20 protein-coding genes are annotated in these 17503 nt (G+C 69.0%); 2 read left to right on the top strand and 18 right to left on the bottom strand.

Annotated features, from left to right (window positions below; all coding sequences use genetic code 11):
• Positions 1 to 3: 3 nt before the first annotated feature.
• The 6 genes from GKO32_RS11290 to GKO32_RS11260 all read right to left on the bottom strand — a co-directional run bounded on the left by GKO32_RS11290 (position 4) and on the right by GKO32_RS11260 (position 4333).
• Entirely contained in the window at positions 4 to 372 is a 369-nt protein-coding gene (locus GKO32_RS11290; protein WP_154756778.1) for a TfoX/Sxy family protein, read from the bottom strand.
• A gap of 7 nt (positions 373 to 379) precedes the next feature.
• Positions 380 to 715 (bottom strand): hypothetical protein, encoded by a 336-nt coding sequence (locus GKO32_RS11285; protein ID WP_166459487.1) that lies wholly within the window; start codon positions 713 to 715, stop codon positions 380 to 382.
• Positions 716 to 888: 173 nt separating this feature from the next.
• Complete coding sequence (locus tag GKO32_RS11275; protein WP_154756775.1) at positions 889 to 1062, bottom strand: hypothetical protein; 174 nt, start codon at positions 1060 to 1062, stop codon at positions 889 to 891.
• A 138-nt stretch (positions 1063 to 1200) separates the two neighbouring features.
• Positions 1201 to 1932 (bottom strand): creatininase family protein, encoded by a 732-nt coding sequence (locus GKO32_RS11270; protein ID WP_166459490.1) that lies wholly within the window; start codon positions 1930 to 1932, stop codon positions 1201 to 1203.
• A gap of 75 nt (positions 1933 to 2007) precedes the next feature.
• A complete protein-coding gene (locus GKO32_RS11265; protein WP_208024372.1) occupies positions 2008 to 3282 on the bottom strand; it encodes an MFS transporter in 1275 nt (424 codons plus the stop codon).
• Positions 3283 to 3442: 160 nt separating this feature from the next.
• Positions 3443 to 4333, bottom strand: a complete 891-nt coding sequence (locus tag GKO32_RS11260; RefSeq protein ID WP_154756772.1) for a LysR family transcriptional regulator — start codon at positions 4331 to 4333, stop codon at positions 3443 to 3445.
• A 166-nt stretch (positions 4334 to 4499) separates the two neighbouring features.
• Between GKO32_RS11260 and GKO32_RS11255 the strand changes: the two genes are divergently transcribed.
• Positions 4500 to 6017 carry an MDR family MFS transporter gene (locus GKO32_RS11255; RefSeq protein ID WP_154756771.1) on the top strand — a complete coding sequence of 506 codons (1518 nt, stop codon included), beginning with the start codon at positions 4500 to 4502 and terminating at the stop codon, positions 6015 to 6017.
• Between the two features lie 71 nt (positions 6018 to 6088).
• Here the strand turns inward: GKO32_RS11255 and GKO32_RS11250 are convergent, their stop codons facing one another.
• The 5 genes from GKO32_RS11250 to GKO32_RS11230 all read right to left on the bottom strand — a co-directional run bounded on the left by GKO32_RS11250 (position 6089) and on the right by GKO32_RS11230 (position 9747).
• The gene (locus GKO32_RS11250; protein WP_208024371.1) at positions 6089 to 6649 is read right to left on the bottom strand and encodes a hypothetical protein; all 561 of its coding nucleotides are present in this window, start codon (positions 6647 to 6649) and stop codon (positions 6089 to 6091) included.
• A 159-nt stretch (positions 6650 to 6808) separates the two neighbouring features.
• Complete coding sequence (locus GKO32_RS11245) at positions 6809 to 7255, bottom strand: VOC family protein (protein ID WP_154756770.1); 447 nt, start codon at positions 7253 to 7255, stop codon at positions 6809 to 6811.
• 13 nt (positions 7256 to 7268) lie between these two features.
• Entirely contained in the window at positions 7269 to 7763 is a 495-nt protein-coding gene (locus tag GKO32_RS11240; RefSeq protein WP_154756769.1) for a nuclear transport factor 2 family protein, read from the bottom strand.
• Positions 7760 to 8254, bottom strand: coding sequence for a MarR family winged helix-turn-helix transcriptional regulator (locus GKO32_RS11235; protein ID WP_154756768.1), 495 nt, complete (start codon positions 8252 to 8254; stop codon positions 7760 to 7762). The genes GKO32_RS11240 and GKO32_RS11235 overlap by 4 nt, the downstream gene beginning before the upstream one ends.
• Complete coding sequence (locus GKO32_RS11230) at positions 8251 to 9747, bottom strand: DHA2 family efflux MFS transporter permease subunit (RefSeq protein WP_154756767.1); 1497 nt, start codon at positions 9745 to 9747, stop codon at positions 8251 to 8253. The genes GKO32_RS11235 and GKO32_RS11230 overlap by 4 nt, the downstream gene beginning before the upstream one ends.
• Positions 9748 to 9858: 111 nt before the next feature.
• Here GKO32_RS11230 and GKO32_RS11225 point away from each other — a divergent pair, with 111 nt between their 5' ends.
• On the top strand, positions 9859 to 10524 hold the full coding sequence (locus GKO32_RS11225; protein WP_154756766.1) for a TetR/AcrR family transcriptional regulator: 666 nt from the start codon (positions 9859 to 9861) through the stop codon (positions 10522 to 10524).
• A 16-nt stretch (positions 10525 to 10540) separates the two neighbouring features.
• Here the strand turns inward: GKO32_RS11225 and GKO32_RS11220 are convergent, their stop codons facing one another.
• The 7 genes from GKO32_RS11220 to GKO32_RS11190 form a co-directional block, all read right to left on the bottom strand.
• Positions 10541 to 11530: a Gfo/Idh/MocA family protein gene (locus GKO32_RS11220; protein WP_312867804.1), complete on the bottom strand. Its 990-nt coding sequence runs from the start codon at positions 11528 to 11530 to the stop codon at positions 10541 to 10543.
• Positions 11497 to 12888 (bottom strand): NDP-hexose 2,3-dehydratase family protein, encoded by a 1392-nt coding sequence (locus GKO32_RS11215; protein ID WP_154756765.1) that lies wholly within the window; start codon positions 12886 to 12888, stop codon positions 11497 to 11499. Before GKO32_RS11215 ends, GKO32_RS11220 begins: the two co-directional genes overlap by 34 nt.
• The gene (gene rfbB, locus GKO32_RS11210) at positions 12885 to 13865 is read right to left on the bottom strand and encodes a dTDP-glucose 4,6-dehydratase (RefSeq protein WP_312867803.1); all 981 of its coding nucleotides are present in this window, start codon (positions 13863 to 13865) and stop codon (positions 12885 to 12887) included. The genes GKO32_RS11215 and rfbB overlap by 4 nt, the downstream gene beginning before the upstream one ends.
• Positions 13862 to 14995, bottom strand: coding sequence for a nucleotide disphospho-sugar-binding domain-containing protein (locus GKO32_RS38365; protein WP_208024370.1), 1134 nt, complete (start codon positions 14993 to 14995; stop codon positions 13862 to 13864). Before GKO32_RS38365 ends, rfbB begins: the two co-directional genes overlap by 4 nt.
• 15 nt (positions 14996 to 15010) lie before the next feature.
• On the bottom strand, positions 15011 to 15817 hold the full coding sequence (locus tag GKO32_RS11200) for a class I SAM-dependent methyltransferase (protein ID WP_154756764.1): 807 nt from the start codon (positions 15815 to 15817) through the stop codon (positions 15011 to 15013).
• A gap of 242 nt (positions 15818 to 16059) precedes the next feature.
• The gene (locus GKO32_RS11195) at positions 16060 to 16773 is read right to left on the bottom strand and encodes a response regulator transcription factor (RefSeq protein WP_208024369.1); all 714 of its coding nucleotides are present in this window, start codon (positions 16771 to 16773) and stop codon (positions 16060 to 16062) included.
• Entirely contained in the window at positions 16770 to 17414 is a 645-nt protein-coding gene (locus GKO32_RS11190; protein WP_166459489.1) for a response regulator transcription factor, read from the bottom strand. Before GKO32_RS11190 ends, GKO32_RS11195 begins: the two co-directional genes overlap by 4 nt.
• Between the last annotated feature and the right edge of the window lie 89 nt (positions 17415 to 17503).

The following is a 17503-nucleotide window of genomic DNA, read 5'->3' as shown; positions in this document are numbered from 1 at the left end:
GGTTCAGCCTGTGGAACGGGATCGGCGGCGCCGGCCCGGGCTTTTGGCGGGCAACGAACGGACGTAGGCGGCGCCGCGAGTCACCCACTGGTCGACTTCGTTCGTGGTGCGCGTGGCCGCCGGGTCAATGTGTAGCCAGCCGCGCATCTCGCGCCCACGCATCACCATCGGCCGCACCCGCTCGTCGTCGACGTAGGTGTCGGTGTCCTCGGGGGCTACCCGGACCAGCAGGCCACCCTGGCCACTGGCAGCCACGGCCATGTTCCCGTTGATCAGAAAGGCCAGGCCGCCGAACATTCGCTGCTCGGTGACGTCCGGCGCACCGGCGAGGAGTTCGCGGATGCGCTCGGCGAGATCGCGGTCGAAGGCCATCGCTCGATTATCCGCCACACACCGGCACGCTCAAGCATTGAGCGGCGACAGGCGCGAGCCTCCTCGCACCGGCCGGGGCCAGCGCCGTCAACAGCTGGTGGTGGAATCCCTGGTGCGCCGGCACAAGCCCGGCTTGGTGAATCGGAATGGCGATGCGCGGGTTGTTGTCCGACTCGGGCAGATCCGGATGCAGGCACGCGTGCACGCCGCCGGTGACCACGATCTCCACGCCGCCGATCGCAAGCTTGTCCCCAGGACGCGCCACAGTCACCGAAGCGCGGGCTAAGGCCGATGCGGCACCGGCGCTCGGCACGACCGTCGCGTTCGGACTGTGCTCCAGCACGAGCCGCAGCCGGTCCGGATCGAGGTGGTCCCGGGAGAGTCGGTACCAGGGTCGATCAGAACCCGGCTCCCGGCGGCGGTCTCCACGAGGACGCAGGCGTGCCCGTAGTGGGTGATGCGCATGATGGCTTTACTCCTTCTGTTCAGGGTGGACGACGACGGTGCCTGGTCCGCCTACGCGCGGGAGCTCTCCCGCGCGAGGTCGGGTGTTTCCGCGACCGGCAGATCGGCGGCGAGGGCACGGGCCTTCGCGACGATGTCGTCGTTGCTCAATGGGTCCTTCACGCCGCCCTTCGGCCCGGCCAGCTCGAGCTCGGTTCGCCGTCCATCCGCAGTCGTGACCCGCACCCGGCGCGGGTCAGGTCCTCTGGAACCTGCTCGGCCGGATCCGGGTGCACCACGACCCGGAGCACGACCGGGCACTGGCCGACGAGACATACATGGATACATTTGGGCCACCGCCATCAAAGGCACGCGCCGGCGCGGTTATGAATCTCTGTCCGTGAAGTAGTCGACCAGGGTGTCGACCCAGGCAGTCAGATGTCGTTCGCCACGTTCGAAACTGGCCGGTCTCGGGTCGCCGAGGACGCCGTTCGCGGCAAGGCTTGCGGTGCCTTCCCTGAAGAGCCGTTCGGCGGTGGCGGAGTCGAAGGCGCCGACGAAGCCGGCGTCGGCCGTGTGCATTCGCACGAGTTCGGGATGGATGGCGAGCATGATGGAGGTCTCCCATTCGCCGGCGTGTACTCCGCTTAGCTGTGGCGAGATCCCGTCCTGTGCGGAGACGGAGTGAAATACCTCCAGAAAAGCGGCGAGATCGGAGAAGGGGACGAACTCCGTCGCGCCTATCCTGCCGTCGACCTCCAGCGCGAGCCGGGCGAGGGGGCCAAGGTTGCCGCCATGCCCGGACAGTGCAAAGACCCGCTCCACCCCGTGCGCGCCGAGACTTGCCACGCACGCCGCCACCTGCTCTTGGAAGCAACGTTCCGAAACGGAAAGGGTTCCGGGAAATGTGAGGTGGTGCGTGGATACGCCGACCGGCAGCGTCGGGCCGAGCAACAGATCCGGCATCCGCTCCGCGACACGCCGGGCAGTCTCGGTTGCGATGAGCGTGTCCGTGGCGAGGGGAAGGTGCGGGCCGTGCTGCTCGATCGCGCCGACGGCGATCAACGCGGAGCGCTTCCCCGCAGCCAGCGCTGTCTCCACTTCCGGGGAGGTCATCGCGTGAAGGAACTGGACAGTCACTGCGGCCTTTCTCTGGCGTCGGGTACGTCCGGCGGTGCTCACCGATCCGCGTCACGGTGCAGCCTTGAGACTCCCGTCCGGCGCCGGCCCGTCCAGTTCCTCTCCGGTGCGGTCGGTCAACCACAGCAACGCCACGGTCGACACCGCCGTGACCACCAGGAGGTACCACGCGGGCGCCAGCTTGTCGCCGGAGGCGTGGACGAGCCAGGTCAGCACGAACGGGGAAAACCCGCTGAACACGGCGACCACGACGCTGTAGACGATGCTGAGGCCGCTGGCCCTCAGGTGGCGCGGGAAAAGTTCGGTCAGCATCACCAGCAGGGCCGGGAACTGCGACGTCAAGAAGACGCTCAAGATGGCCACGACGAGGTACAGCCTGGCCGCAGACGGTGCGTCAACGAGCCACAGGAAGCACGGAGGAACCAGCACCAGCAGCGCCACGCGCGACCAGAAGATGACGGGCTTGCGCCGCCACCGGTCGGCCAGCCGGCCGGAGAGCGGGGCAAGGATGAAGTTGATGACGCCGAATACGACGCCCACCCAAATGCCCACCTGTACCGGCAGCCCTAGTTCCTTGGCGGCGAAGGTCGGAAGGTAGAACGCCACCACGTAGATGCCGACGGTGCAGGAGAGGAACAGCAGGCTCGCCTTGAGCAGATCGGCCCAGTGGTCGCGCAGGAGGGTGCCGAGCGTGGCATGTGCGGCACCCTCGGCCGCGGGCACATCACCGAGCGTTTCGTGCAGCTGCGAGCGGATGTAGAGACCGATCGGCGCAATCAACATTCCGAGTACGAAGGGCAGGCGCCACCCCCAGCTGTCGAGGTCGGACGCGGGCAGCAGGGAGACGACGACGTTGGAGACAATCGCGCCGAACATCACGCCCAGCCCCTGGCTCGCGACCTGCCAGCTTGACATGTAGACCCGGTCCCCGCGGTCGGCGTATTCGACGAGCATGGTCGTCGACGCGCCCAGTTCACCGCCGGCCGAGAAGCCCTGCACGAGCCGGCCCAGCACGATGAGGGCGGGCGCGGCGAAGCCGATCAGCGACGGGGTCGGGGCGAACGCGATCATCGCGCAGCCCAGCATCATCAGCCCGATGGTCAGGTTCATGGCCTTCTTGCGGCCGTGGCGGTCGGCATAGGCGCCGATGACAAGGCCGCCGAGCGGCCGCGCCAGGAAACCCACGCCGAAGCTCGCGATGGCCAGCAGGAGCTGCGCGTAGGACGTCAGGGCCGGGAAGAAGATGCGTCCGATGACGCTCGTCATGAAGCCGTACACCGTGAAGTCGTAGAACTCGAGGGCGTTGCCCACGGTTATCGCAGTCACCGCCTTGCGCTTCGACATCGGTGGCGGTGAGGTCCTGCTCGCACTGCTGTCCAACGCTGCCTCCCGGGGCATCCGGCCTCGTCTGCTGGACGGCAACGATAAGAGGCGCGCGGCCCGGTGCGGCAGACAAGATTTCCTGGGCGGCGACAAGCGATGCTGTTCAGGCCCGCTGCACCTGGGCGCGCAGGAAGTCGAGGAAGTTCTGCGCCGCCGGGCTCAGGATGGCGCCGGGCCGCGTGATGATGCTGACGTCGAGCGCGGCAAGTGGACCGTTGAGTGGCACCTGGATGATGCCGTAGTGCGGGAACTCCACGTCGACCATCGTGTCCGCGAAGACCCCGATCAAGTCGGACGTACCGACCAGCTTCAGCCCCATCGCGGACGAGGTGCAGCGCACGACCTGGCGCGGGAGTGGGATACGCATCTGCGCGAACAGCTGCTGCACCAGATCGGGAGCGCTGTCGTCATCGTAGGGAAGCAGCCACTCCCAGTCGGTGAACTGGCGGGTGTCGGTGGCGGCGAGGACCGGGTGACCCGTCCTGGCCGCCACAACCATCGACATGGTGAACAGGCGCTCGACCTTCCACCCGGACAAGGAACCCGGCAGGAGGTGCGACACCGCGAAGTCGACCGACCCGTCCAGGAGCCGGGGCAGGGTGTTGGGGACGGAAGCCTCGTTCAGTCGCAGTTCCACGGAGGGGAACTGCGCCCGGAACGACCCGAACGCGCCTGGCAGCAGTTGCAGGGCCACCGCCGTCGACAGCGCGACGGAGACATGGCCGGTGCTCCCGTCGCGGATCTGGTCGATCTCCGAGACCGCCTGCTCGATCTCGCGGTGGATCAGGCCGGCCCTGCGCGCGAGGGCTTTGCCGTAGACAGTCAGCTCCACGCCGGCGGGCCCGCGGTGCAGGAGGGGTACGCCCAGCGAGGTTTCCAGCTCGCGCATCGCCTGGGTCACCGCGGGTTGAGTGACACCGAGGGCACGCGCGGCGCCACGGATGCTCCCGTGTTCCGCCACGCTGAGAAACGAGCGGAGCTGGCCCAACTTCATGTCTGCGTACCCTCGTAGCGGCCGGTGACAGCGGCGACCAGCCCGATCGTCACGACGGCCACTTTAGACCATCAAGAGCCGCCTGAATCAACGCCAGGTCGCCGAGGCGCTCAGCCGGCGTAGCTTGGAGACACGCACTGTCGGGAACGCCATTGCGGGAGCAGGGATGGATACATCCAGCACTGCGCGGGTCGACAAGCTCGACCGCGACGTCATCATCACCGGGCTCGTCGTCGTGTGCGGCCTCATCATGGTGGTGCTCGACACCACCATCGTGAACGTCGCCCTCGAAACGGTGGCCCGGCAGCTCGGCGCGCCGCTGTCCACGGCACAGTGGGTGGTGACCGGATACCTGCTGGCGGTGGGCCTGGTCGTCCCGGTCACCGGGTGGGCCATGGATCGCTTCGGCACCAAACCGGTCTGGATCGTGTCTGTGGCGCTGTTCGCCGCGGGGTCGGCCCTGTGCGCGACCGCTTGGTCGATGGACAGCCTGATCGCCTTCCGCATCGTCCAAGGGCTCGGTGGCGGAATGCTGCTGCCGGGTGGGCAGACGATCATCACCAGGGCCGCCGGGCCACAACGGCTGGGGCGCGCGATGGCCATCCTCGGCGTGCCGATGCTCCTCGGCCCGGTCTTCGGCCCGGTGCTCGGCGGACTGCTCGTCGAGTACACCAGCTGGCACTGGATCTTCCTTGTCAACGTGCCCGTCGCCGCCGTCGCCATCGGGCTTGCGGTGTGGAAGCTGCCCAGCGGAGCCGCCCTCACCAACCCGGGCCGCATCGATGCGCGCGGTCTCATCCTCCTTTCGGGCAGCCTTGTCGTGCTGCTCTACGGCCTCTCGCAGGCCAGCTCGCACGGCGGATTCGGCTCGTGGAGTGTGCTCGCCTGGCTCGTGGCCGGCGTGGCAGGCCTCGCGTTGTACACGTGGCACAGCCTGGGCCGAGGCCCTTCCTCCCTCATCGACGTGCGGCTGTTCACCAACCGCTACTTCGCCAGCGGCTCGGTGATGATCTTCCTGGTGGCCATCGCGCTGTTCGGGAGCCTGTTGCTACTGCCGCTCTATTACCAGGCGGTGCGCGGTCAAGGAGCCCTTTACGCCGGCCTGTTGCTCGCCCCGCAAGGCCTCGGCGCCGTTGTCGCGATGCCGCTCGCCGGCAGGCTTACCGACCGGGTGGGCGCAGGCTACGTCGTGCCGGTAGGCCTCGTGCTCGCACTGCTGGGCACCGCGCCGCTGACACACGTCGGTCCCGCCACGTCCTACGCGTGGCTGGGCGGAGCGCTGTTCGTGCGCGGTATGGGTCTCGGTGCCGTGATGATGCCGACCTTCGCCGCCGCATATGCCGGCCTCGAAAAGCGCGCCGTGTCCCGCGCGGCCCCCACGCTCACGGCCATCCAGCAGATCGGCGCGTCACTCGGCAGCGCGTTGCTCGTGACGGCCCTGACCCAGCAACTCACCCACCTGCTCGCCGGCCGCGGAATTCCGGCCACCGGCACCGGCGCCAGCCAGATAGTGTCCTTGCCGCCGGAAGCCAGAGGCACTGTAGGCCCGATCCTCGCCGAGGCGTTCGGTTTCGCGTTCTGGATCGCGTTCGGCATGACCGCGGCGTTGATCATCCCTGCGCTCCTGCTCCCCCGGCACGCGACGCGCGCCCCTACCCCGGACGCGGCGCTGCGCGGGACCTGAGAGACCGCAGCGTTCGCTGTCCCACGGCGACGCCCCGAGAAGTCTCAGGCGCCGCCGCCGACAAGTGGTCCTCAAGCCAACTCAGGCACTCGCAGGTGGGCCAGCGCCAACTCGAACTCGCGCACCTCAAGCACTTCCGCCCCGGCTTGCGAAGTAACTCTCGCCCGCACCTCGTCGGCCCGCTCCCGGGCCGCGCGCATCGCCTCCAGGCTCTCGAAGGCCACCGACGACACAGCCAGCCCCGAGCCGCGGTTGATCATCATGCTGGCGCTACAGAATCCCTCGCTCTGCTCGATTTCCGGCAAGGCAATCATCCTGAACGAATCCACCGCCCGATCAGCATTCGCCGGATCGGCCCGCACCCAGGCCACCCGGCACCAAGCGCCGTCGCCGGCAGCGTGATCACGGTGCAGCACCGCGATTTCCCACTCCTCAACCTCGGGAGCGCCCGCGCCGAATTCCCGCACCGCCCGGTCCCGGATCGGCCCGACCTCGTTCGCACTGGCGCGCATCGCTTCCTCGGACCGCCAGGCGGTGGTCACGATGCACCGGCCCGACTCGCGGTCGACCAACGCGGAAATTCCCGTGAATCCGTCAATGTCGGTAAGCGTCCGCAACGCGTCGTCGCGCATGTACCGGAGTCCGGCCTCGATAGCCGACGATGTGGCTTGGATGGTTGTAGATCGCGCGTGCACGGTCGACCTCCTCGATCGTCGCGGTGGCGCCCCGGTGGTGCCACCGGTCGATACTCACCATCCCTCCACCTCGGCAACGCAGTCAATGAACGGGCGTCATCGCCGGTTCTCGAGGTTGCGCTCGTGCCGCTCCCAGAGCGAATCCTCACCCGTTCCGGCGAGCTCGACTACCACGCCGACGTGCGGAGCCCGCAGATAGACAAACTCCCTGCCCTGGGCGAGGCCGTCGACCTCGACCTTGAAACCCTTCTGCTCCAACAGGTTTCGGTGCGCAGTGAGGTCGTCGGACCAGAATCCGAAGTGAACGGCCTGCTCGCCGTCGCGCGGGCACCATGGGCTGCCCACCGGGGCTTCGATCACCTCGTAGTAGGGCCGGCCCTCGTACGACAGCGCGATCCGCAGCGGCCACCCGTTCACGACGGCGCGCACCGGCGGCGTCCAGGTGAGGTTGAGCCCGGCCCCCAGCTCCTCCGTCGCGGCCTCCAGGTCGATAACCCCGATCCCGATGTGGAAAAAAGTGGTTCCGTCGATCGGACTCAGCATGCTTCCTCCGCGTTCAGAGCTCGCCGGATGTGATCTTGGGGTCGCCTTCGAACCAGAGGTTGTCCGCCGACAGACGAGTGAACCGCCAGGTCTCCCCCGAGCGCACCAGCTCACCGGAGTAGCGGTTCATGGCCAGTCCGTGCCGCGTACGGTCCGGAGCCGAGCCCTCGCCCGGTGGGAAGTGCTGCGCCAGCACATGTGCTTGGAGCGTGGCGCGGTCGCCGTCCATGGCCACCCGCACATTGGTCGCCGAGTGGGTGGTGTCGAGCGGACCGATGGAGGAGATCAGCGCGTGCACGGCGATCTCACGCCCGTGGATCGCCGGATAAGTCAGGCCGAGCTTGGCGCCGGCCCGGGTGAAATCGACGACGACGTCTTCGGTGAGTGCGGAGGCGAACATCTCGGCGTCGCCGGTGTCCAGGCCGAGCGCCCAGCGGTACAGGGCGTCGGCGACCTCCTGCCGGTCGTAGGCGAGCTTGCCGTGGTCGACAGGGGAAGCGGAAGTCATCGGTTGTCCTCCGGGGACGGGGTGGGGGGTTCGAGCCCCGCGATGGCGCGCTCGGTGTTGGCGAGCATGGTTTCCAGACCGTGGATGATGAACTCGTAGTCCTCTTCGGACAGTCCCTCGGTCACGAGTTCCCGGGTTTCCGCCTGGGTCCGGCGGGCTTTCCGGTACGTCTCCAGGCCGTCGCCGGTGAGCGTGAGCCGGACCCGGCCGGCCGAGTCGTCCGCATGGACCCAGCCCGCCGAAGTCAGGTCCGCGACGATCGCGTCGAAGGTCTCCTCGTCGAACATGGCCCGGCCGCGCTCGCTGATGCTCCTGGCCTCGATGCCCGGCGTGTCGTGCACGGTGCTGAGGATCTGCCAATGAAGCCGGCCGATCCCGTTGCGCAGCCGCAGCGTGCGGTCGACGTAGTCGGTCAGCGCCGCGCTGAGCCCGTTGAGCAGCAGCCCGATCGGGGTGAGCCGGTTGAAGGGGCCCTCGTCCGCCCCGGTCATGCGGCGACCGAGTCAGCGGCGTCGGGCGCGGAAACAGTGCGCCGCTCGCGCCGGTACAACAACGCGGTGACCACGACACCGATCACGAACAGGCCCGCGGACCAGCTGTAGGCGGCGGCGTAGCTGTGGACGGCCGCCCGCGGGCCCTCGCCCGCACCGTCGTGCGTGGCCAGGTAACTCGCCGCCGCGCTCAGGGCGATGGTGTTGAGCAGCGCGGTGCCGATCGAACCTCCGATCTGCTGCACGGTGTTGACCGCGGCCGAAGCCGCCCCCGCGTCCGTTTCGGCGACGCCGCCGGTCGCCATACTGATCGCGGTCGACATGACCGCACCGAGCCCCAGTCCGAGCACCACCAGGCCCGGCAGCAGCGCGAGATAGCCGCTGTCGAGGTCCAGGGTTGTCAGCCATCCGAAGGCAAGCGCGGCCAGCGCCATGCCCACCGGGACGACCGGCTTCGGCCCGAACCGGGGCGCCAGTATCCCGGCGGCCAGCGTCGAGGCGATCACGATGGCCACGACCATCGGCAAGAACGCCACGCCCGTCATGATCGGCGAATAGCCGAGGTTCAGCTGCAGGTAGTAGGTCAGGAAAAGGGTGGCGCCGAACATTCCCACGCCGGCGATGAGCAGCGCGAGGAAGGAGGCCCCGCGGTTGCGGTCGAGCAGCACCCGCAACGGCAGCAGGGGACTCGGGGCCCTGCGCTGCCACAGCACGAAAGCCACCAGCAGGACCGCGCCGGCGACCAGGACACCCCAGGTGGCCGGTGAGCCCCAGCCTTCGCTCTCGGCGTCGGCGAAACCCAGCACCACAGCGAACAGGCCGAGCGAGACCAGCACCGTACCGGTCAGGTCGAGTTTCGGCCGCTCGCCGGTCTCGTTCCGCTCGAGCAGCACCAGCCCGCCCACGAAGGCGACCACCACGAAAACCAGGTTGACGTATAAGCACCAGCGCCAATCCAGCGACTGGGTGAGCAGCCCGCCCAGCAGCAGGCCGATGGCCCCGCCGGCCGCGCCGAGCGCGCCGAAGATACCGAACGCCTTGCCGCGCTCCGCCGGGTCCCGGAACGTGGTCGCCACCAGGGCCAGCGCGGTCGGCGCGAGCAAGGCGGCGAACAACCCCTGAACGGTGCGGGCGGTAACCAGCATGGCGAAGTTCACGGCCGCCCCGCCCACCGCGGACGCGAGTGCGAACCCGGCGAGGCCCACCAGGAACGTGACCTTCCGGCCGAAGAGGTCGGCGAGCCTGCCGCCGAGCAGCAGCAGGCTGCCGAACGCCAGCGCGTATGCGGTGACGATCCATTGCCTGCTGGCGTCGGAGAAGCCGAGCCCCTGCTGCGCCGAAGGCAGCGCGATGTTCACGATCGAGGTGTCCAGGATGACCATGAGCTGGGCGATCGCGATCACCGCCAGCGTCCACCAACGGAGCCGGTGGGCTCGCGTCCCCTCGGGGGGTGCCGCACCCGCCGGGGTGTCGGTCGTGTCAGGAGTAGTCATGATGCCCATCAATTTTGTAACCGGATATGGCGTATCAACTTCGCGCGAAAGCGTAGCACGAAACCGGACGTCGGATATCCACTTAGCTGGGCTCCGGCCTAAGATGAGTGCATGTCACGCAGCACCACGCGCGAACGCGGCCGGGGCTCCGCCGCCGAACGCCCCTTGCGCCGCGACGCCGAGCGCAACCGCGAGCGAGTGCTCGACGCCGCCCACGAGGTCTTCGCCGCACGGGGCCTGGAGGCCACGCTCAACGACATCGCCCATCACGCCGGCCTCGGCGTGGGCACGGTGTACCGGCGCTTCCCGAACAAGGACTGCCTCGTGGAGATCATGTTCGTAGCGAAGCTCGACCGCATCCGCGGGCTCGCCGAGGAGGCGCTCGCCGAGCCCGCCACGTGGAGCGCGCTGGTGCGGTTCATGGAGGAGATGGCCGGAATGCTGGCCAGGGACAGGGGTCTCTACCAGGTCTCGGTCAGCGCCACTCACGGTCACGATCGCGTCGCCGCCGCACGCGAGGAGATGTGCCGCCACGTGGGCAAACTGATCGAACGAGGCGAGGCCGAAGGGCTGCTGCGTCCAGGCGTCAGCGGCTCCGATGTCCAGGCCTTCACGGTCATGCTCGGCGCTCTGGTGGACTTCTCCCAGCCCGTGCGGCCCGAGCTGTGGCGCCGCTACCTTGCCGTTTTCCTCGACGGCCTGCGCCGGTGCCCGGGCCAGGACAAGCCGCTGCCCGAACCGGCGCTGACCGGCGAGGAGCTCGCCGCCACGCTGTGACGCCGCGGCCCCACCGTCATCCGGCGGCATGACGCACTTCTTCGAGTAACCGGGCGAGCACCAGGATCTCCTTCGCCGGTGCCGCCCTGGTTCGGACGGCCTCGACGAAGGCAGTGACGGTATTGGCCACCTGGTCGTCCGGCTCCAGCAGGATGTCCTGGCCCGCGCCGCCCTGCGGGCGCAGCCGCAGGACCGGCCGGTGGTCCGCGGGCGGGGTGAAGGCCCGGTCGAGGGCGAGCTCACCATTCCCGCCGCGCAGCTCGTAGGCCGACCGGTAGGTGTGCTCCACCCCGAACGTCAGCTGAACCGCCACTCCGTCCGCGGCACGCAGCAGGACCGCGCCCGCCGTGTCCACCTCGCGGTCCGGACCGCGAGTGAGGATCGCGCCGGCCACTTCGAGGTCGGGGCCGAGAAACCGCACCGCGACACGCAGCGGGTACACCCCGACGTCCCACAACGCCCCGCCGCCGAGGTCCGGACGGTACCGGATGTCGTTCGCGCGGAACCCCGGCACGCAGAACGCAGCGTGCAGCGACGTCAGCCGGCCGACGGCGCCCTCGGCAAGCAGCCGGTCGACCCGGGCGTGCTGGTGGTGGTGAAGGAACAGGAGGTTCTCCATCAGTGCCAGGCCTTGGCCGCGGGCAAGTTCGACCAGCTCGGCGGTGCGCGCGGCGTCCGTCGTCAGCGGCTTCTCCGCGAGCACGTGCTTACCGGCGCGCAACGCGGCCTCGACCCAGTCCGCGTGCAACGCGGCAGGCAGCGGCACATACACCGCATCGACGTCCTCCCGCTCAAGAATTCCGGCATACCCGCGGACCGCGCGGCAGCCGTACTCCCGGGCCACCGCGGTCGCCGTGACGCCGTCGCGGCTGGCGACCGCGGTCACTTCGGTATGGGGTGACGCCGCCATCGCAGGCAACATTCTGCGCAGGGCGATGTCCGCGCAGCCGAGTACTCCCATCCGCACGGGCTTCATCGAGGTCGTGCGGCCATCGCGTTGAGGCACGCCAGCAGAGTGCGGGCCTGCACATTCAGGTAGTGCCCGTGCCGTACCAGCGAGGAGAGCTGAGCCGGGGTCACCCAGTGGTAACCGGCGGGCGGGCGCAACGGCGCCTGACTCTCGTCGCAGTCGATCACGAGATACCGGCAGACCGCGTCGAGGAAACGGCCCCCCTCCTCGGAGTGCAGGGCCTCGTACCGGATGGCCGCCGGATCGGCGCCCAGCACCACGTCGAGGAATCGCGGGTGCTGCGAAGCCGGCAGGTGCGCATAGTTGGCCGGGGTGCACTGGACTGTGGGCGCCAGCTCCACCACGTCCACAAGACCGGCTTCGACCCTGGCCTGCGCCAGCACGTGGGGTACGCCGCCGATGGTGCGGCGCAGGAACGCGTTCACCCCGGTGCCGGCCGGCTCGAACATCGGCTGAGTCCAGCCGTGGACCTCACGGTTGCCCGCCCGCACCGCCACCGCGGCGACGCGGAAGTACCGCTCTTCGGCGTGGGTGATGGCCCTGTCGCGGCGTACCCAGCCGGGGAGCCCGGCCAGCGGCACCAGCTCGGCGCGGACGTCGTGCCGGGACCGCTCACAGGTGATCCACGAGCGTAGCTGCGCGTCCGACGCCAGCGCGGACGTCTGCTGCGCGGGAGCAGGCAGGCATGCCAGCACCGTGCGGGAGTCCATGTTGACGACGTTGTCCTGGTGCAGCAGCTCCGCGAGCTGGCCCAGGGTCAGCCAGCAGAAGTCCTCGTGTGGCGGCACCTCCTCCGTCACCTCGATGACCATGTTGCGGTTGCGCTTGTGGTGGAACCACGCGCCGTGCTCGGACTGGAGGACGTCGACGAGAGGCTTCCCGCGGCCGGGGTCTCGGAAGTACTCCAGGTACCGCACGGCGGAGCCGCCGTGCATCCTGGTGTAGTTGCTGCGGGTGGCCTGCACGGTCGGCGAAAGCTGCAGGAGGCCGGGGTTGCCGGGTTCCATCTTGGCCTGCATCAGAAAGTGCAGTACGCCGCCGAATTCCTTGACCACGATGCCGAGGATGCCGATCTCCGGCTGGTTGATGATCGGCTGCCACCAGTCCCTGCCGGCGCCGCCGTCGATGTCGATGTGCAGGCCCTCCACGGAGAAGAACCGGCCGGTGCGGTGCGCGAGGTTCCCGGTGCGCTCGTCGAACGACCAGCCGTCCAGCTCCGCCAAGGGGATCCGGTCGACCTGGAAGAACGTGGCCCGGCCGCGCTCGGCCAGCCATGGGCCGAAGTCCTCCGTGCGCAGCCACGCTCCTTCGGTGGCGGCTGCCGAGCGGGCGAACCGTTCGGCCACGTCGGCGTCCGAGCGCGGGCGGAGCGCGGTCGGGGCAGCGGAGGTCATGAGTGCTCCCCCGGGTATTTGGCCGCTTTCCACCAGTCAGGGTTGTCCCGGTACCACGACACCGTGCGGCCGAGCCCGTCATCGAAGCCGACGCGCGGGGCGTACCCCAGCTCGGTGCGGATCTTGGTGTCGTCCAGCGCGTAGCGCAGGTCGTGCCCCTGCCTGTCGGCGACGCGCCGGATCATGCCGCGGCCGGCACCGCACAACTCGAGCAGCCGCTCGGTGATGGCCAGGTTGGTCCGCTCGTCACCGCCTCCGACGTTGTAGACCTCGCCGGCCCTTCCCCGGGTCAGCACGAGGTGCACGGCCCGGCAGTGGTCATCCACGTGCAGCCATTCGCGGATGTTGCGCCCGGCCCCGTACAGCGGGACCTGCCTGCCTTCGAGCAGGTTGGTGACGAACAGCGGAATCAGCTTCTCGGGGTGCTGGTAGGGACCGTAGTTGTTCGAACAGCGGGTGATCGACACGTCGAGGCCGAAGGTGCGCCAGTAGGCGCGCGCCGCCAGGTCGGCCCCTGCCTTGGACGCGGCGTACGGGGAGTTGGGCAGCAACGGCGACTCCTCCGTCCACGAGCCCTCGTCGATCGAGCCGTACACCTCGTCGGTCGAGACGTGCACGACGCGTCCCACGTCCGCGCGCAGGCACGCCTCGAGGAGACTCTGGGTGCCGCTCACGTTGGTGCGGAAGAACTCCGCGGGACCGTCGAGCGAACGGTCCACATGCGACTCCGCGGCAAAGTGGACCACCGCGTCATGCCCCGGCAGCAGCTCGCGCAGCAATGTCTGGTCGAGGACGTTCCCGTGCACGAACTCCATTCCTGGCGCGTGTTCGGGGAGGTTGGCGCGGTTTCCCGCATACGTCAGCTTGTCCAGCACCGTGACCTGGATGCCCTCGGTACCCGGGTAGACACCGGCGAGCAGGGCGCGGACGTAGGCGGAGCCGATGAAGCCCGCGCCTCCGGTGACGAGGACCTTCACGCGGCCACCAGCCGTTCCAGCACGCCGACCACGTCGGCGGGTGCCGGCATCCGGGCGATCTCCCGCGCCACGTCGCGCGCCCGCTCGCCGTAAGCGGGGTCGGTCAGCAGTTCTCCGCACGCCTTCGTGACGGCATCGTGCGTGGCTTCGTGGGGCAGGAGGGTGAGCCCGGCCCCGGACCCGGCGACCTCCCGCACCGAGTCGAAGGTGATGGCCCACTGGGGCAGACACAGCTGCGGGACACCGGCGTTGAACGCCGTCATGCTGGTGACCCCGCCGCCGTGGTGGACGACGACGTCGCAGGTGGGTGCCACCACATCGAGAGGCAGCCAGCCGACGTGCACACCGGGCAGGTCGCCGCCGATCTCGGCGGCTGCGTCCTCCGGCGCCGCCACCACGACCTCGACGCCGAGTTCAGCGATGTCCCGCACCAGAGTCCGGAGGAAGTTTTGGCTCTGGGTAAGCGAAACCCTGTTGCCCGCCGTCACGCAGACCCGGCGCGAGTCGCCGCGGGTGTACATCCAACGTTCCAGCCGCCGCTGCCGGTTCCCGGGAACCCAGCGCATCGGCTGCGTGTGTGCCGAGACCGGCCCGCGCACACTCGCCGGCCACGTCTCGACGAACAGGTCGGGTTCCGGTAGCTGGTCGAGCCCGAACTGCGCCAGCTCCGGGCGCAGTTCGTGCTCGGCATGCGCATCCACGGGGCGCGGATCGACCCCGTCCCACGCGTGCCGCACATACGGCACGCCGAGGTGTGCCGCAAGCAAAGGAGCGGCGTAGCAAAGCGTGCCACCGACCACGAGATCGGGACGCCAGTCGGCGGCGAGTTCGAGCAGCCCGCCGAGACCGGCGGCCGCCAGCCTCCCCCACCATCCCCCGGAATGCCGCCATTCCTGAGCCAATCCCTCGGGCATGGGCACGGTTTCACCGGCGCGGTCGGTGGTGATGAGCCTGTGCAACGTGACCGCGGTGACCGCGACGGCGGGGAAGCCGGCGTCCGCGACGCCGGATGCCATCTCCTCGGTCGTGGCCATGAAGACCTCGTGCCCGGCGTTGCGGATCGCCGTCGCCAGGGGGGACAGGGCGAAGATCGTGGCCGGACTCGGTCCGGCCAGGAACAGAACTCTCACGATTCTCCTTGGAAGTCAGGGCTGCTCGGGACGGCGGCCCCAGGCGGAGACGGCCAGCGTCGTCATGTCCCGCCCTTCGGGCCGGCCGAGCAGGTCGAGGAACTCCGCGAGCTGATCGGCGGTGACCAGCCCACTGTCGACGAGGGTGTGGCCCTCCTGCCGCATGCGGGTGCCGATCAGCTCGGTGTCCGCGGCGCTCTGGCCCGGTCCCGCGGGCATGATCCGCATTTCCACCGATTCCAGGCCGGCTCTGGCGAGCGCGGCCGGCATCCGGCGCGCCCACCGCAGGTCCGCTCCCTGCGCCAGCATGCGCCGCACGTACGCCTCGACGAGCACGCGTCCGACCGCGGTGGGCGCGTCGGAGGCAGGCAGGTAGTAGAAGTCCTCGACGATCAGCCAGCCGCCGGGAGCCAGCCACCGCTTCGCCTTGGCGAGCAGGTCGTCGGGCTCGGCCAGATGCTCCAGAACCGCGCGGGCCAGCACGAGATCGTAGGTGTCCGGTGGGAACTGCGTCTGCGTGATGTCGGCCTGCTGGACCGTCAAATTCGGTGCGGCCGAATCTTCGAGGTGGCGCGTGTCGACGTCGACTGCCAGCACGCCGCCCTCGGGCGTGCGCGCGGCGAGCCAGCGTGCCATCGACCCCGCGCCGGCCCCGAGCTCCAGACACCGCGCGGCGGGTGTGAGCGGTAACCGCTCGATGATGTCCCGGGTCTGCGGATCGTACTTGCGCTCGAACAACCTCAACTGGTCCAGCGGCGAGAGCTGGTCCCGGGTCAGCGAACCGGTGCTGTACGAACCGGCTTCCGTCACATTGTCCGTCATCGCAACCGCCGTCCGTCGGGGGGAGGAGAACGTCGTACTCCGGAGAAAAGCGTGTTCGATCCGGCGAATGACCGTCAAGATCACCGGGTTCGGTCTGTGCGAAGCTTTTTCAGGGGAATGCCAAATAGCCGCGCGAACGTCAGGGGGAGGTCATCGGACGGTGAAGCCCGGCGCCCTGCGCACGAAAACGGCGCTGGACCGCGAGTGCCGTCCAGCGCCGTTTTCGTTGTGAGGCAAGGCATTCAGCCGCGGCCGAGCCGGAATCCCACCCCTCGGACGGTCACGATCCAGGTGCTGGAGCCGAGTTTCTGGCGCAGGCTGTTGATATGGGTGTCGAGCGTGCGAGTGCGACCGCTCTCGGTACTGGGCCGTCCCCACACCTCCATCATCAGCTGCCTCCTCGAAAAAACCGCGTCCGGCTGCGACGCGAAGAGGCAGAAGAGGTCGAATTCCTTGCGGGTCAGGCGAACCGGGACGCCGTCCTTGAAGACCTCACGGGCATCGGTGTCGATACGCAGTGCCTCCAGGGAGATGGGGGGCGCACCGCGAGCCGGCGGTCCCGAACGCCGCGCGACGGCCTCGATCCGGGCCAGCAACTCCCGGAATCCGCATGGGGTGGTCATGCAGTCATCCGCGCCGGCCAGCAGCACCAGCACGCGGTCCAGCTCTGCTTTCCTTGCGGTGAAGGCGATGATGGGCACGTCGGACACCTCGCGGATCTCCTCGCATACCTCGACGCCGTCCATGTCGGGCAGCTCCACCTCGAGGACGATCAAGTCCGCGTTCGCGTGCCTGGCCAGCGCCTCGTGTCCGGTCCGGACGCATTCCGCCTCGTATCGGCAGCGCCGCAGGCCGCTCGTGAGGCACTCGCCCCGGGCGGCGTCGTGGTCGACAACCAGGACTCGCTCCAGGAGATGACCCGGTCCTGGCGGCCTGTTCGGCACGCGCTGGGTCACAGCCCGAACCTGAACCCCACACCGCGGACTGTCGTGATCCACGCACGATGGCCGAGCTTGCCTCGCACACTGCTGACGTAGGTGTCGATGACGCGACCCCGCCTGTTCCAGGTGTCATCCCACACCTTGGCCATGATCTCCTCCCGCGACACGACCGCACCCGAACGCGAAGCGAGCAGCCAGAGCAGCTCGAATTCCTTGCCGGTGAGATCGAGTATCCGGCCGCCCAGCCGGACCTCGCGCATATGACGGTCCATGCTGAGCGCCCCCGGCAGCGTCATTCTCCGATCCGGAGATCGCGAGTGGCACCGGCGCAGCACTGCCTCGATCCGCGCGATCAGTTCGCGGATGCCGAACGGCTTGTCCATGCAGTCGTCCGCACCGGCCTGCAGGCCGAGCACTCGCGTGGTCTCGGTCCGGCGGCCGCTGAGGGCGATGATGGGGACCTCGCCGACGCTCATCTGCCGGCACACCTCAAGTCCATTGTGGACTGACTGGTCGAGGTCCACGATCACGAGATCAGGGGCATACCGCGCGGCCAGCGCATCGGAGCAGGTGCCTGCCTCGTCAAGGCGGTAACCGTGCCGGGGCAGGCCGGCGGCGAGCGATCGCGCCGTCGAAGGATCTCCTTGCACAAGCATGATACGCAGGGAACGGCCCCGGCTTCCCGATCGGACTCGAGGTGGCGCCACCGTTGACATTCCCGGACATGTTCCCCCGAGCAGGGAGG

The sequence above is a fragment of the Amycolatopsis pithecellobii genome, assembly GCF_009707865.1.
Taxonomy (GTDB): domain Bacteria; phylum Actinomycetota; class Actinomycetes; order Mycobacteriales; family Pseudonocardiaceae; genus Amycolatopsis_E; species Amycolatopsis_E pithecellobii.
This window is presented reverse-complemented; position numbering and strand designations above follow the sequence as displayed.